This is a genomic window from Streptomyces sp. NBC_00631 (genome assembly GCF_045206895.1).
Lineage (GTDB): Bacteria > Actinomycetota > Actinomycetes > Streptomycetales > Streptomycetaceae > Streptomyces.
This window is the reverse complement of sequence record NZ_CP107734.1, coordinates 2,103,161-2,118,701: the sequence shown is the minus strand read 5'-3', so window position 1 is coordinate 2,118,701 and position 15,541 is coordinate 2,103,161. Positions and strand designations below refer to the sequence as shown.

Genomic DNA, 15,541 nt, shown 5'->3' with positions numbered 1-15,541 from the left:
TTGGATTTTCCAACTCTCAGAGTTATGGTGAGTTCGGTTTTCCTACTCACCGGTAATCGAGACTGGCAATCGAGGCCCCCGTGATGCGTGACGCAGTCATCGTCGAAGCCGTACGCACCCCCGTCGGGAAGGGCAGGCCGAACGGGTCCCTGGCACACGTCCACCCCGTCGAACTCCTCGCCCACACCCTGCGCACCCTCGTCGAGCGCTCCGGCGTCGACCCCGCCCTCGTCGACGACGTGATCGGCGGCACCGTCGACCAGGTCGGCGAGCAGGCGATGAACACCACCCGGTACGCCGTCCTGTCCGCGGGCTTCCCCGAGACGGTCCCGGCGACCACGGTGGACCGCCAGTGCGGCTCCTCCCAGCAGGCCGTGCACTTCGCCGCACAGGGTGTCATGTCCGGTGCCTACGACATCGTCGTCGCCTGTGGCGTCGAGTCGATGAGCCGGGTACCGATGTGGTCCAACGTGCCGGCCGGCAAGGACCCCTTCGGCCCCGGAGTCGCCGCACGCTACCCGGAGGGCCTGGTCCCGCAGGGGATCAGCGCCGAGCTCATCGCGGCCAAGTGGTCGATCTCGCGGGCCGAGATGGACGCCTTCGCGGTCTCCTCGCACCAGAAGGCGGCGGCCGCCTGGGAGGCGGGGCTCTTCGACGCGCAGGTCGCGCCGCTGGAGGGCGTGGCCCGTGACGAGTCGGTACGACCCGGCACCACCGCCGAGATCCTGGCCGGCCTCAAGCCCGCCTACTACGACCCCGGGTTCGCCGAGCGGTTCCCGCAGATCGAGTGGAACGTCACGGCGGGCAACGCCAGCCCGATCAACGACGGCGCCTCCGCCGTGCTCATCACGTCCGGCGAGACCGCGGCGCGGCTCGGGCTGCGGCCGCTGGCCCGGCTGCACGCGTTCGCCGTGACCGGCTCCGACCCGTTGCTCATGCTGACCGGCGTGATCCCGGCGACGGAGAAGGTGCTGCGGCGGGCCGGGCTCGGCATCGGGGACATCGACCTGTTCGAGGTGAACGAGGCGTTCTCCAGCGTGGTGCTGGCCTGGCGGCAGGAGACCGGGGCGGATCTCGGCAAGGTGAACGTGCACGGTGGGGCCATCGCCCTCGGGCATCCGCTGGGGGCGAGCGGGACTCGGCTGACGACGACGCTGGTGCATGCGATGCGGGAACGCGGCGCTCGCTTCGGCCTGCAGACGATGTGTGAGGCGGGTGGGCTGGCGAACGCGATGATTCTGGAGGCGGTTCGGTAGGGGACGTGCGCCCAGGGGGGGTGCCGCGTGGTGTCGTCGGGCGGCTGCTGCGTCGTTGTGGCTGGTCGCGCAGTTCCCCGCGCCCCTACGGGGCGCTGCGCAGGTGGTGGCGCTTCCGCCACGCCACCACCGCTCCGGCCACCGCAGGTACGACGATCGCCGCCACCGAGATCAGGAACACCGGGGACGTCGGTGTCGAGGCGCGGGCGCCGGCCACCACGTACGCGGCCACGTTCGGGATCGAGCCCAGCGCAGTCGCGACCAGGAACGGGGTGTATCGCATGCGGGAGACGGCGGCCGCGTAGTTCGCGGCCCAGAACGGGACGCCGGGGAACAGCCGTACCGCCAGCATCGAGCGGAAGCCGTGCCTGCTGAACTGGTTGTCCGCCGCCTTCAGCAACCGGCCGCGCAGCAGCGGACGCAGCGCCTCCTGGCCGAGCATCCGGCCGAGCGCGAAGGAGATCCATGCCCCGAGCACGGTGCCGGCCATGGCCGCGCCCATGCCCGACGCCGAGCCGAACACCGCGCCGGCCGCGAGGTTCAGGAACGGCCGGGGCACGAACGCCACCGTGATCAGGCCGTACGCCACGGCGAAGATCACGACCGCGGTGGCGCCGGCCACCTGTGGTGGCCAGCCCTGCGTCAGCAGCTTCTGGGGATCGAAGAGCAGCACCGACGACGCGGCCGCCGCCAGCAGGGCGACGAGCAGGGACAGCCGGGACCACGGCGACAGCAGCACGCGCGTGCAGCGCGCGCCGAGGCTCACCGAAGCGGGCACGGTGATGGTCAGCTCCGTGGCGGCGACCCGGGGAGGGGCCGTGGCGGTGCCAGAGCGGTTGGCATCGAGCATTCGGTGACACTAACCGAAGCCGATGTGTGATCGCCGTATGGTTCCCGTCCCTTGGGCGGAAACGACGCCACGAAAACCGTTCGACGTGGGGCGATGCGTCCGCCATGATCTGTGTCATGTTCCGGTTCGCCTTCCTCGTCGCAGCATCCGCAGTCGCGGATGCGCCGAAGGCTGCCGTTCCCGTTCTCGCGGCCGCTGTCGACGGCGCCCGAAGCTGACCCTCTCCGGAAAGTCCGGCGGACCCCGCAGGGGGAGGGTCGGCCAGTTCTCCGGGGTCCCCGCGCTTCCTACGGACACGCTTCGAGGTACAGCCATGCCCAAGACGGCATACGTCCGCACCAAACCGCATCTCAACATCGGCACGATGGGCCATGTCGACCACGGCAAGACCACCCTGACCGCCGCCATCACCAAGGTCCTCGCCGAGCGCGGCACCGGCACGTTCGTGCCGTTCGACCGCATCGACCGGGCCCCCGAGGAGGCCGCTCGCGGCATCACCATCAACATCGCGCACGTCGAGTACGAGACGGACACACGGCACTACGCCCACGTGGACATGCCCGGCCATGCCGACTACGTCAAGAACATGGTCACCGGGGCCGCGCAGCTGGACGGGGCGATCCTCGTCGTCTCCGCGCTCGACGGGATCATGCCGCAGACCGCCGAACACGTGCTGCTCGCCCGGCAGGTGGGCGTCGACCACGTCGTGGTGGCGCTGAACAAGGCCGACTCGGCCGACGAGGAGCTGGTCGAACTCGTCGAGCTGGAGGTCCGCGAGCTGCTCAGCGCGCACGGCTACGGCGGCGACTCCGTGCCCGTCGTACGGGTCTCCGGGCTCAAGGCGCTGGAGGGGGACCCGCGGTGGACGGCGTCGATCGAGGCGCTGCTCGACGCGGTGGACACGTATGTGCCGATGCCGGAGCGGTACCTGGACGCGCCGTTCCTGCTGCCGGTGGAGAACGTGCTCACCATCACCGGGCGCGGGACCGTCGTGACCGGGGCGGTCGAGAGAGGAACCGTGCGGGTCGGGGACCGGGTCGAGGTGCTCGGCGCGGACGTCGAGACGGTCGTCACCGGTCTTGAGACCTTCGGGAAGCCGATGGACGAGGCGCAGGCCGGGGACAACGTGGCGCTGCTGCTGCGGGGCGTGCCCCGGGACGCGGTGCGGCGGGGGCATGTGGTGGCGGCGCCGGGGAGCGTGGTGCCTGCGCGCCGGTTCTCGGCGCGGGTGTACGTCCTGTCGGGGCGTGAAGGGGGGCGTACGACTCCTGTCTCGACGGGGTACCGGCCGCAGTTCTACATCCGTACGGCGGATGTGGTCGGGGACGTCGACCTCGGCGAGACGGCGGTCGCCCGGCCCGGGGACACGGTGGAGATGACCGTGGAGCTGGGGCGGGATGTGCCGCTGGAGGCGGGGCTGGGGTTCGCCATCCGTGAGGGCGGCCGGACGGTGGGGGCGGGGACCGTGACCTCCGTGGAGTGAGGTCGCGGTGCCTGGGGGACTGCGGGCCGGTGGGGCCCGGTCGCGCAGTTCCCCGCGCCCCGTTCAGGGCGCCGCAGTGACCGTCGGGCAGGGCGCCGGGTCTCTTCGCGAGGGGGACAATGGTGGGGTGAGTGAATCCATACCCGTCGTCCGTGTCACCGAGCGCGGGACCGCGAAGCTGATGCCCGATGTCGATCGGGAGCGGGCCTGGTTGCTGACCGTCGACGGGGCACCGCAGTCGTACGTGGATCTCGATGCGCCGACGCATCTTGAGTTCGAGTACGCACGGCGCCTGGGGTATGTGCTGGACGCCGTGGCGGAGGCCGGAATGCCGCTGGACGTGCTGCATCTCGGTGGGGGCGCCTGCACGCTCGCCCGGTACGTGGCGGCGACCCGGCCCGGGTCCCGGCAGGATGTCGTGGACGCCGACCGGGAGCTGCTGGAGCTGGTCACCGAGCATCTGCCGCTGCCGGAGCAGGCCGGGATCGCGGTGCACGCCGCCGATGCGCGGGGCTGGCTGGAAGCGGCCCCCGGCGATTCGGCGGACGTGCTGATCGCGGACGTCTTCGGGGGGTCCCGGATCCCCGCCCATCTGACCTCGCTGGGCTACGCACGGGAAGCGGAGCGGGTGCTGCGGGCCGGCGGAGTCTACCTGGCCAACCTCGCGGACTCCGCCCCCTTCGGCTTCCTGCGCTCTCAACTTGCCACGTTCGCCGCCGTCTTCGAGGAGCTGGCGCTCATCGCCGAGCCGGGCGTGCTGCGCGGTCGGCGGTTCGGGAACGCGGTGCTCGTCGCCTCGCACCGGCCGATCGACGCCGGCGCGCTGGCCCGTCGTACGGCCGCCGACGCCTTCCCGGCGCGGGTCGAACACGGGCCCGCGCTGCGGGAGTTCGTCGGCGCGGCCCGGCCGGTCGGGGACACGGACGCCGTACCGTCACCCGAGCCCCCCGGCGGAGCGTTCGGGATCGGGTGAGGCGGCCGACGGCCGCGCGGAGACCGGGACCGTGCGGCGGGTGAGGTTGCGGACGTCCGGTACGAGGAGCACCGCGGCCGTGACGGCGACGACCAGGCCCGCGCAGCCCCACAGGGCCGGGCCCCGGCCGAAGGCCTGTTCGGCGGGGCCCGCCAGCGCCGTCGCCAGGGGCAGCAGGGAGACCGAGCCGAACCAGTCGTACGCCGAGACCCGGGAGAGTTTCTCCTCGGGGATCTCCTGGTGCAGCGCTCTCGGCCAGTGCACGCCCCGGCTTGGACGAGGCGCAGGTGTTGCCTCCCCGAGATGCACGATCGGGGTGGTTTGGGCGTCGTGGGGTGGGATGATAGGCGCCCACGCGTGTGAGGGGGCGTCAGATGGGTCGGACGGGGCGTTGGCTGCTGGTGGTCTTTGGGTCGTTGATGGTGTTCGGGCTGTGTGTGCTGCTGGGTGATCTGTTGCTGCCGTGGGATCAGGCGACGCGGATCGGGACCGGGGCGGGTGCCGGCGCTGTGATCGCGGGTGTGCTGGGAGCTTGGGCGTCTTCCATGATTGGCTCTGCTGGATCTCCGACGACTCCGTCGGCGGGTAGGTCGACTGCGTCGGGTGAGCGGTCTGTTGCGACGCAGGACAATTCCGGGGTCATCATCACGGGGGACAACGGCAACGTTCAGCGATGACCGAGACACCAACCCCACCCGCGTCAGGAGGCCGCTCCGCTACTGCGGGCCACAGTTCCGGCGTGATCGCCACGGGCGATTCAGCTCGGATCGAGCAACACACCTTGGTCGTGCCGCCCGGCGCACTGCAACCGGCGGTGCCGAGCGAGGCGATAGCGCGGCTGAACAACCTCCCCGTTCCCGACAGCCGTGTCTTCGAAGGCCGCGAAAGCGCACTTGCCGCGCTGAGTGAACTGCCGTCGACCGGGACGGGCATCGTCACACAGACCGTGCGGGGTATGGGCGGAGTAGGTAAGAGCGCTCTTGTCCTGCACCATGCCCACGCGCACCTGGCGGCCGGACATGGACCGGTGTGGTGGGTTGAAGCGTCCTCGGCAGCCATGGTCATCGCCGGGCTGGCTTCCCTAGCCACGGCCCTCAACCCCGTGCACGCCGCGCTGCCACTGGACGAGGCCGCCGCCTGGGCCGTCGCATGGCTCCAAGGCCGTACCGGCTGGCTGCTGGTCTTCGACAACGCAGAAGAACCCACCGACCTTCACCCCTACCTAGGCCGGCTGACCAGTGGTCAGACCCTGGTGACCACCCGCCGCGATCTGCCCTGGCGCGATCTCGGCACCCCTCTACGCCTCAACGCCTTGACGCCTGAAGCCTCCGTGAAAGTCCTTCAGGAGATCACTGGGCGTCACACCGAGGGTAATGCTGTTGGGCTTGCTGAACTGGCCGAAGAACTGGGACACCTACCCCTGGCCCTGCAACAGGCCGGCGCCTACCTTGCACAGACCCACACCAGCGCCACCAAATACCTCACCCAGTTGCGCGCCGACCCCACCGGTGTGCTGGCCGCCACCGCTCCAGGAGACCCTCAGCAGCGCACCATCACTCAACTGTGGAGCGTCACCCTCGACGCCGTGCAAGCCCAGGACTGCCGCGCGGTTGAACTGCTGCAGATCCTGTCCTACTGCGCACCCGAGCCCTTGCCCCGCCGTGTACTCGCCACAGCCTTGCCCACGATGCGGGAAGTGGACCAGGCCCTGGGTGTCCTCGCTGCCTACAGCATGATCACCCTCACCGAAGACACTGTCACCGTCCACCGCCTCGTACAGGCAGTACTGCGCGGCACAACTTCTGCGGGCGTACCAAAGCCTCAGCCTCGACGGGCCTGGAACTTCCTGCGCAAGTCACAGATGACCACCAGGCCCCATCCACGCGAAGCCGCCCTGAACCTACTCCATGCTGCGATGCCATCAGGCCGCGCAGAGGAAGTGCAGTCCTGGTCGGTATGGCAAGAGTTGGTGCCGCATGTTCAGGCCGCGAACACGCACTGGTCTGACTCGCAGATACCGGCTGACGTCGCTCAATTGCTGGGCCGGACCGCGCTCTATCTATCGGCTCGTGGCCAAGCTGCTCCAGCCCTGCCGCTGTCGGAGCGGGCGCTGGCCATCACCGAGGCGGCCCTGGGCCCCGACCACCCCGACACCGCCCTGCGCCTGGGCAACCTCGCCGGCACCTTCAGCGACCTGGGGCGGTATGAGGACGCGCTGCCGTTGGAGGAGCGGGCGCTGGCGATCAGCGAGGCGGCCCTGGGCCCCGACCACCCCACCACCGCCCTGCGCCTGGGCAACCTCGCCAGCACCTTCAGCGACCTGGGGCGGTATGAGGACGCGCTGCCGCTGTCGGAGCGGGCACTGACCATCACCGAAGCGGCCCTGGGCCCCGACCACCCCGACACCGCCCTGCGCCTGGGCAACCTCGCCAGAAATTTCAACCATCTGGGGCGGTATGAGCAGGCGCTGCCGTTGGAGGAGCGGGCGCTGGCGATCACCGAAGCGGCCCTGGGCTCCGGCCACCCCACCACCGCCCTGCGCCTGAACAACCTCGCCAGCACCTTCAGCGACCTGGGGCGGTATGAGGACGCGCTGCCGTTGGAGGAGCGGGCGCTGGCGATCACCGAAGCGGCCCTGGGCTCCGGCCACCCCACCACCGCCCTGCGCCTGGGCAACCTCGCCGGCACCTTCAGCCACCTGGGGCGGTATGAGGACGCGCTGCCGTTGGAGGAGCGGGCGCTGGCGATCAGCGAGGCGGCCCTGGGCTCCGGCCACCCCGACACCGCCCTGCGCCTGGGCAACCTCGCCGGCACCTTCAGCGACCTGGGGCGGTATGAGGACGCGCTGCCGTTGGAGGAGCGGGCGCTGGCGATCACCGAAGCGGCCCTGGGCTCCGGCCACCCCACCACCGCCCTGCGCCTGAACAACCTCGCCAGCACCTTCAGCCACCTGGGGCGACACGAGGAAGCCCTGCCGCTGAAGGAGCGGGCGCTGGCCATCACCGAAGCGGCCCTGGGCCCCGACCACCCCACCACCGCCCTGCGCCTGGGCAACCTCGCCAGCACCTTCAGCCACCTGGGGCGACACGAGGAAGCCCTGCCGCTGAAGGAGCGGGCGCTGGCCATCACCGAGGCGGCCCTGGGCCCCGACCACCCCACCACCGCCCTGCGCCTGGGCAACCTCGCCAGCACCTTCAGCCACCTGGGGCGACACGAGGAAGCGCTGCCGTTGGAGGAGCGGGCGCTGGCCGTCATCGAGGCGGCCCTGGGCTCCGGCCACCCCACCACCGCCCTGCGCCTGGGCAACCTCGCCGGCACCTTCAGCGACCTGGGGCGGTATGAGGACGCGCTGCCGTTGGAGGAGCGGGCGCTGGCGATCAGCGAGGCGGCCCTGGGCTCCGGCCACCCCACCACCGCCCTGCGCCTGAACAACCTCGCCAGCACCTTCAGCCACCTGGGGCGACACGAGGAAGCCCTGCCGTTGGAGGAGCGGGCGCTGGCGATCACCGAAGCGGCCCTGGGCCCCGACCACCCCACCACCGCCCTGCGCCTGAACAACCTCGCCGGCACCTTCAGCGACCTGGGGCGGTTTGAGGACGCGCTGCCGCTAGCGGAGCGGGCGCTGGCCGTCATCGAGGCGGCCCTGGGCTCCGGCCACCCCGACACCGCCTGGTACCTGAACAACCTCAATGCGCTCCGCACACGGTTGGAACCCGTACCGGAAGATCAGCCCTAGCCGAGCTGACGAGCACCCCGGGGTCCACCGCTCGCAGCCGAGCCAAAGGGTTACAACCACCAAGGTGTTGCGCCCTGGGCCCATGGACGCTTTGGCCAGGGTGGAGCGCAGGAGTTGTGGCTTCGAGACGCGTGATTGAGGTGGTTTGGGCACGGCGCGGTGGGATGATGGGAGTCCGCGGGTGTGAGGGGGCGTCAGGTGGGTCGGACGGGGCGTTGGCTGCTGGTGATCTTCGGGTCGTTGGTGGTGTTCGGGTTGTGTGTGCTGCTGGGTGATCTGTTGCTGCCGTGGGATCAGGCGACGCGGATCGGGACAGGAGCGGGCGCCGGCGCAGTGATCGCGGGTGTGCTGGGAGCTTGGGCGTCGTCCCTGATCGGCTCCTCCAACTCGCCGACGACACCAACTACAGGTACGTCAACTGCTTCGGGCGCGCGGTCGGTGGCCACACAGGACAATTCCGGGATCATCATCACGGGGGACAACGGCAACGTTCAGCGATGACCGAGACACCCACACCGCCCGCCTCGGGGGGCCGTTCCGCTGCTGCGGGCCACAGTTCCGGCGTGATCGCCACAGGTGATTTAGCCCGGATCGAGCAACGCACCCTGGTCGTACCGCCCGGCGCACTGCAATCTGCGATACCGCCCGAGGCGATAGCGAAGCTCAACAACCTCCCCGTTCCCGACAGTCGCGTCTTCAAAGGCCGCGACAGCGCACTCGCCGCGTTGGGTGATCTGCCGTCGACGGGGACGGGCATCGTCACACAGACCGTGCGGGGCATGGGTGGAGTCGGCAAGAGCACGCTGGTCCTGCATCATGCCCATGTACACCTGGCAGCCGGACGCGGGCCGGTGTGGTGGATCGAAGCATCCTCGCCAGCCACTATCACCACCGGCCTTTCCTCGCTTGCCACAGCCCTCAACCCGGTACACGCCGCGCTTCCACTGGAAGAGGCCGCCGCCTGGGCCGTCGCATGGCTTCAAGGTCGAACTGGCTGGCTGCTGGTCTTCGACAATGCGGAAGAAACCGCCGACCTCCACCCTTACCTCGGCCGGCTGACCACCGGCCAGACCCTGGTCACCACTCGACGTGATCTGCTCTGGCGCGACCTTGGGACACCCCTACGCCTCAGCACCCTCACGCCCGAAGCCTCAGTGAAAGTCCTTGAGGAGATCACTGGGCGTCACGCCGATAGTGATGCTGCTGAGCTTGCTGAACTGGCCGAAGAGCTGGGGCACCTGCCGTTGGCGCTGCAACAAGCCGGCGCCTACCTCGCACAGACCCGCACCACCGCCACCAACTACCTCACCCAGCTGCGCACCGATCCCACCGGTGTACTGGCCGCCAGTGCTCCCGGAGACCCTCACCAGCGCACCATCGCACAACTGTGGAGCGTCACACTCGACGCCATACAAGCCCAAGACCGTCACGCCGTCGAACTGCTGCAGATCCTGTCCTACTGCGCCCCCGACCCCTTGCCCCGCCGGGTACTCGCCACAGCATTGCCCTCGATGCGTGAAGTGGACCAGGCCCTGGGAGTTCTTGCCGCCTACAGCATGATCACCCTCACCGAGCACACGGTCACCGTCCACCGCCTCGTACAGACCGTAGTGCGCAGCACCACACCCGAGGGTGCGCCAAAACCGCAGACCCGACGGGTCTGGAACCTCCTGCGCAAGTCACAGCCGGCCAGCAGGCCCCATCCACGCGAAGCTGCCCTGAGCCTGCTGCACGCCGCGATGCCATCAGGCAGCCCGGACGAGATACAGGCCTGGCCGACATGGCAAGAGCTGGTCCCCCACCTGCAGATCATGGGCACACACCGTTTCGGCACAAAGGCGCCCGCCAACCTAGCTGCTCTGTTGGGTCAAACAGCGTTCTATCTAAGGGCCCGTGGTCAAGCTGCTCTAGCCTTGCCGCTGGAAGAACGGGCCTTGGCCGTCAGAGAGGCGGCCCTCGGCCCCGACCACCCCGACACCGCCCTGCGCCTGAACAACCTCGCCAGCACCCTCAGCGACCTCGGACGGCATGCCGAGGCCCTGCCGCTTGAGGAGCGGGCCCTGAGCGTCACCGAGGCAGCCCTCGGCCCCGACCACCCCACCACCGCCCTACGCCTGAACAACCTCGCCAGCACCCTCGGTGACCTGGGGCGGCATGCCGAGGCCCTGCCGCTGAAGGAGCGGGCCCTGGCCGTCAGTGAGGCGGCCCTCGGCCCCGACCACCCCGACACCGCCCTGCGTCTGGGTAACCTCGCCGCCACGTACAGCGCCCTGGGGCGGCATGCCGAGGCCCTGCCGCTGAAGGAGCGGGCCCTGAGCGTCAGTGAGGCGGCCCTCGGCCCCGACCACCCCGACACCGCCCTACGTCTGGGTAACCTCGCCGCCACGTACAACGCCCTGGGGCGGCATGCCGAGGCCCTGCCGCTTGAGGAGCGGGCCCTGAGCGTCACCGAGGCAGCCCTCGGCCCCGACCACCCCGACACCGCCGTCTGCCTGGGTAACCTCGCCAGAACCCTTAGCGACCTGGGGCGGCATGCCGAGGCCCTGCCGCTTGAGGAGCGGGCCCTGAGCGTCACCGAGGCAGCCCTCGGCCCCGACCACCCCACCACCGCCCTACGCCTGAACAACCTCGCCAGCACCCTCAGCGACCTGGACCGGCATGCAGAGGCCCTGCCGCTGAAGGAGCGGGCCCTGGCCGTCAGTGAGGCGACTCTCGGCCCCGACCACCCCACCACCGCCCTACGCCTGGGTAACCTCGCCAGCACCCTCAGCGACCTGGGGCGGCATGCCGAGGCCCTGCCGCTTGAGGAGCGGGCCCTGAGCGTCACCGAGGCAGCCCTCGGCCCCGACCACCCCACCACCGCCCTACGCCTGAACAACCTCGCCAGCACCCTCAGCGACCTGGACCGGCATGCAGAGGCCCTGCCGCTGAAGGAGCGGGCCCTGGCCGTCAGTGAGGCGGCCCTCGGCCCCGACCACCCCGACACCGCCCGGTACCTGAACAACCTCAATACGATCCACACATGGTTGGAACCCGTACCGGAAGGTGAGCCCTAGCTGCGCTGACGGGCCACGCGAAGTCCAGCGCTGTCAGCCGAACCAAAAGGCTACATTCACGCAGGTGTTGCGCGGTCATCCAGGAGACGCCGAAGACCTCGACCGTCGTGCCCGCCACGAACATCACCGCGCACAGGGCTCCCACGGGGACGGGCACCGCGAGCGCCGCGGAGGGGAGCGCGAGCGGGAAGACGCAGAGGGTGCCGACGAACAGGAGCCGACGGGGTTTCCAGCGGGTCATCAGGAGGGCACCGGCCACCGTGCCCGCGCCGAACGCGGCCAGCGCCAGCCCCCACGGGCCGGGGCCGCCCAGACTGTCGCGGGCGACCAGCGGGCCGTAGACCGCGTCGGCCGCGCCCACCACCGCGTTCGCCAGGGAGAACTGGACGACGATCCCCCACAGCCAGGGGCGCCCCACGAACTCCCGCCAGCCCTCCCGGAGATCGGCCAGCATCCCCTCGCCCGGGGCGCGTGGCGGTATATGGCTGACGTCGAGGAACGAGCGCAGCGTACCGGCGACCGCGAACGCCGCCGCGTCCACCGCCAGCACCCAGCCGGGCCCCACCGCCGCCACCAGCGCGCCGCCCAGAGCCGCGCCCCCGAGGGCGGCGCCCTGCATCGCCATCCGGAACACGGCGAACGCGCGGCCCGCCTGTTCGCCGCTCACCGAGGACAGCAGCATGCCCTCCGCCGCCGGGCTGAAGAACGCCTGGCCGGTGCCGCCCAGCGCGGTGAGCAGCATCATCTGCCACAGCCTGGGGTCGCCGGTGAGCACGAGGACGGCGAAGGCGCCCTGGGAGAGGAAGTTGAGGGTGTTGGCCGCGACCATCACGCGGTGCCGGGGGAAACGGTCCGCCACCGCGCCGCCGACGAGCAGGAACACCACCAGCGGGAGGGTGCGGGCGGCGGCCACCAGGCCGACGTCCCCGGCGTCGCCGCCCGCGTCCAGCACCGCGAACGCGGCGGCGATCAGGGAGCCGTTGGCACCCAGGCTCGTCACGATCGCCGCCGCGGTCAGCAAGCTGTAGTTGCGGCCCGCCCAGGCGGGTCTGCGCAGGCGGGCGGGGGCGCCCGGGGCGCCGGAGGTGCCGGGGAGGTCGGGGGAGCCGGGGGAGCCGGGGGAGTCGGAGGCGGAGGTCACCGCCCGACTATCCCGGCCGGGAGACCGCCTTGCCAATCCGATTCCCGGGCAGCCGGTCCCCGGTGGCCGTCAGCTCCCGCTCGGGGTGCCGTGCAGCCGCACCGTGCTGAGGATCTTCATGATCGTCGCCGTCGGAACCTCGCCGTTCACTCCCCTGGCGCCGTAGAAGTCCCACGACACCAGGTCGCCCGCCGAGTTCTCGAAGCCGAACGTGATCGCCTTGCCGTCGCCCGCGCACTTGCCCTTCTGCGGGGTGTTCGTCGAACGCGCCCAGGCGTAGGCGCCCTTCAGGCCCGACGCGGTGGTGTAGGCGGTGGCCTTCTTGTCGTAGGTGATGCTCTTCTTGTCCGGCTGCGTGTAGCCGCCGTACACCCACCAGGGGACCTCCCGGACGGCCGCGTCGCCCGCGCTCTTCGCGCCGCTCTCGCCCTTGGTGCCCACCGCCGCCAGGGACGTGTCCTCGGTCCTGCCGTCCTTGTCGTCGTCGCTCGTGCACCACTTCGACTTGTACTGGGCGGGCGCCGACATCGTGATGATCGGCTTGCCGTCCGTGTCCTCGAAGCCGACGGAGGTCCCCGAGGTCAGCACCTCCCAGGCGGCCGGCACGTCGAAGGCCGTGCCCCACTTGGGGTTCACGACGGTCTTCCAGCCCGCGATCGTCGGCTTCTCGGTCTCCTCGGCACCGCGCGCACTGTCGTCCGTCGACGCGGACACCGAGGCGGAGGCGGACGTGGAGGCGGTCGGCGACTGGGTCGTCCGCCGGTTCGTGCCGGTGTCCGCCTTGTCGTCCTTGTTGCCGCCGAGGACCAGGAACCCGGTCACCCCGGCCGCCACCACGACGGCCGCCGCCGCGATGATCGCGACCAGCTTCGTACGGTCGCCCCCTCCGCCCCCGCCCTGCGGAGCGCCGGCGGGCCCGGGCGGGCCCCACTGCGGCTGCTGCCCGTACCCGCCCTGCTGTGGATACTGCTGGTAGCCGGGCTGCTGGTACGGATTCGGCTGTTGGTAACCCGGTTGCTGATACGGGTTGTTCTGCGGGTACTGCTCGCCCCCTGGCGGCTGCTGTTCTGGCCACATGGCTCGTAACCCTAGTGCCGGCCGGCCCCGGCGGCTCAGCCGGTCGGGTGGTAACCCGGTTGCCGGTTTGGGTCGTTCGGCGTGGTCGGCTCGCCCGTCGGCGGCTGTTGACCTGGCCACATGGGCGGTCACGATGACAACGATCACCGCGGTGGCTCTGGTCAGGCTTCGCTACTCATGAGTAACATGACTCTCATGAGCACTGACCAGATGTCGATCGGCGAGATGCTCGCCGCCACGGTCCCGATGGTGCGGACCCTCAACCTGGAGTACCTGGAGACCACTCCGGAGCGGGCCGTGCTGTCCCTGCCGGACCAGGGCGACTTCCACAACCACATCGGCGGCCCGCACGCGGGTGCGATGTTCACCCTCGCCGAGTCCGCGAGCGGCGCGATCGTGCTCGCCGCCTTCGGCGACCAGCTCTCGCGGGCCGTGCCGCTCGCCGTCGGCGCCGAGATCGCCTACAGGAAGGTCGCCCTCGGCCCGGTGAAGGCCACCGCGACCCTGGGCCGCCCGATCGCCGACGTCGTCGCCGAACTCGACGAGGGCAAGCGCCCCGAGTTCCCGGTGACCGTGGCCATCACGCGCGAGGACGGCGCGGTCACCGGCGAGATGACGGTCGTCTGGACGCTGCGCCCCAACGGCTGACCGACCTGTCGGCCGCTGCCGGCGGTGCCGGTCGCCGATGTGGCACGGCGCTGTTGAACGGCCTGCGGAAACGGTGACCCGGGTGAGGGGCGGAGAATCCTCACCCGGGCCTTCTCGGCAGGCGGGTCAGGCGGCGCGGCTCTCCTCGCGGCCGGCGCCGGCTTCCGTCAGGCCCGCCACGAACTCCCTGAGCCACGCCGTGAACTCGGGTCCCAGGTCAGGGCGTTCGCAGGCGACCCGGACCACCGTGCGCAGGTAGTCGGCCTTGTCGCCGGTGTCGTAGCGCAGTCCGTCGAAGACCACCCCGTGCACCGTGCCGGACGCGGCCAGGTCCTGGAGCGCGTCGGTCAGCTGGATCTCGCCGCCGCGGCCGGGCGCGGTCCGCTCCAGGACGTCGAACACCTCGGGGTCGAGGACGTAGCGGCCGATGACCGCGTAGTTGCTGGGCGCATTCTCCGGGGACGGCTTCTCCACCAGGCCGGTCACCCTGACCACACCCTTCTCGCCGGCCGGTTCGACGGCGGCGCAGCCGTAGAGGTGGACCTGCGACGGGTCGACCTCCATCAGCGCGACGACACTGCCCTGGTAGCGGTCGCGGACGTCCAGCATCTGGCTGAGCAGGGTCTCGCGGGCGTCGATCAGGTCGTCACCGAGGAGCACCGCGAAGGGCTGGTCGCCCACGTGGTGCTTGGCGCACAGCACCGCGTGGCCGAGGCCGAGCGGGTCGCCCTGACGGATGTGGTGGATGTCGGCGAGCCGCGCGGGATCGCGTACGGCGTCCAGGCGCACGGTGTCGCCCTTGGCGGCCAGCGCCTGCTCCAGCTCGAAGGCGTTGTCGAAGTGGTCCTCGATGGCCCGCTTGTGCCGGCCGGTGACCATGAGGATGTCGTCGAGCCCCGCCTTGGCGGCCTCCTCGACGACGTACTGGATGGCCGGCTTGTCGACGACCGGCAGCATCTCCTTCGGCGTCGCCTTGGTGGCGGGCAGGAACCGGGTGCCGAGCCCGGCGGCCGGCACCACGGCCTTGCGGACCGGCCGGGGGGACGTGGGGGCGGGGGAGGAGTGGGGGGCGATCATGCGGCACATGCTGGCTTGCCGGGATGAGAGCGGGCAGGGAGAAACGTGGGTGGCGGCTGTGGAACACCGCGCTCCGCCACCAGTGGCCGAGGCCGTCGGGGAGTTGGAGATTTCGTGTGCCATCGGTTCCCTGGCGCACACAAGTTGAACCTGTGCGACCGTTGAATCCCGGCCGTGGGTGGATACCGCCGGTAACTTATCTGAATTCCCGCGAGTTTGAACTTAGGTCACCCCAAGTTCTTGT

General features: G+C 70.6%; 10 protein-coding genes and 2 pseudogenes. 7 read left to right on the top strand and 5 right to left on the bottom strand.

Features of this window, described 5'->3' with window-relative positions; genetic code table 11:
- Positions 1–83: 83 nt before the first annotated feature.
- Entirely contained in the window at positions 84–1,256 is a 1,173-nt protein-coding gene (locus OHB00_RS09705) for a thiolase family protein (protein ID WP_406433265.1), read from the top strand.
- Between the two features lie 85 nt (positions 1,257–1,341).
- Here the strand turns inward: OHB00_RS09705 and OHB00_RS09700 are convergent, their stop codons facing one another.
- A complete protein-coding gene (locus OHB00_RS09700) occupies positions 1,342–2,106 on the bottom strand; it encodes a TVP38/TMEM64 family protein (protein ID WP_406433263.1) in 765 nt (254 codons plus the stop codon).
- Positions 2,107–2,419: 313 nt separating this feature from the next.
- Here OHB00_RS09700 and tuf point away from each other — a divergent pair, with 313 nt between their 5' ends.
- Positions 2,420–3,589, top strand: coding sequence for an elongation factor Tu (tuf, locus tag OHB00_RS09695; protein ID WP_351961252.1), 1,170 nt, complete (start codon positions 2,420–2,422; stop codon positions 3,587–3,589).
- Between the two features lie 127 nt (positions 3,590–3,716).
- Positions 3,717–4,562 carry a spermidine synthase gene (locus OHB00_RS09690; RefSeq protein ID WP_406433261.1) on the top strand — a complete coding sequence of 282 codons (846 nt, stop codon included), beginning with the start codon at positions 3,717–3,719 and terminating at the stop codon, positions 4,560–4,562.
- On the opposite strand, the pseudogene OHB00_RS09685 reads toward OHB00_RS09690, so the two are convergent.
- Positions 4,524–4,829: pseudogene (locus OHB00_RS09685) on the bottom strand (MFS transporter); the annotation flags it as partial. The gene OHB00_RS09690 and the pseudogene OHB00_RS09685 sit on opposite strands and share 39 nt — an antisense overlap.
- Before the next feature lie 472 nt (positions 4,830–5,301).
- On the opposite strand from OHB00_RS09685, the gene fxsT reads away from it, so the two are divergent.
- The 3 genes from fxsT to OHB00_RS09670 all read left to right on the top strand — a co-directional run bounded on the left by fxsT (position 5,302) and on the right by OHB00_RS09670 (position 11,354).
- Positions 5,302–8,298, top strand: coding sequence for an FxSxx-COOH system tetratricopeptide repeat protein (fxsT, locus tag OHB00_RS09680; protein ID WP_406433259.1), 2,997 nt, complete (start codon positions 5,302–5,304; stop codon positions 8,296–8,298).
- A 198-nt stretch (positions 8,299–8,496) separates the two neighbouring features.
- Positions 8,497–8,799 carry a hypothetical protein gene (locus tag OHB00_RS09675; RefSeq protein ID WP_406433257.1) on the top strand — a complete coding sequence of 101 codons (303 nt, stop codon included), beginning with the start codon at positions 8,497–8,499 and terminating at the stop codon, positions 8,797–8,799.
- A 62-nt stretch (positions 8,800–8,861) separates the two neighbouring features.
- Positions 8,862–11,354 carry a tetratricopeptide repeat protein gene (locus tag OHB00_RS09670; RefSeq protein WP_406433255.1) on the top strand — a complete coding sequence of 831 codons (2,493 nt, stop codon included), beginning with the start codon at positions 8,862–8,864 and terminating at the stop codon, positions 11,352–11,354.
- 64 nt (positions 11,355–11,418) lie between these two features.
- Here the strand turns inward: OHB00_RS09670 and OHB00_RS09665 are convergent.
- A pseudogene (locus OHB00_RS09665) lies at positions 11,419–12,411 on the bottom strand (MFS transporter); the annotation flags it as partial.
- Positions 12,412–12,564: 153 nt separating this feature from the next.
- Positions 12,565–13,572 (bottom strand): hypothetical protein, encoded by a 1,008-nt coding sequence (locus tag OHB00_RS09660; protein WP_406433253.1) that lies wholly within the window; start codon positions 13,570–13,572, stop codon positions 12,565–12,567.
- A gap of 210 nt (positions 13,573–13,782) precedes the next feature.
- Here OHB00_RS09660 and OHB00_RS09655 point away from each other — a divergent pair, with 210 nt between their 5' ends.
- Positions 13,783–14,220, top strand: a complete 438-nt coding sequence (locus OHB00_RS09655; RefSeq protein ID WP_406445701.1) for a DUF4442 domain-containing protein — start codon at positions 13,783–13,785, stop codon at positions 14,218–14,220.
- Between the two features lie 126 nt (positions 14,221–14,346).
- Here the strand turns inward: OHB00_RS09655 and galU are convergent, their stop codons facing one another.
- On the bottom strand, positions 14,347–15,297 hold the full coding sequence (gene galU, locus OHB00_RS09650; protein ID WP_406433251.1) for a UTP--glucose-1-phosphate uridylyltransferase GalU: 951 nt from the start codon (positions 15,295–15,297) through the stop codon (positions 14,347–14,349).
- Positions 15,298–15,541 lie beyond the last annotated feature (244 nt).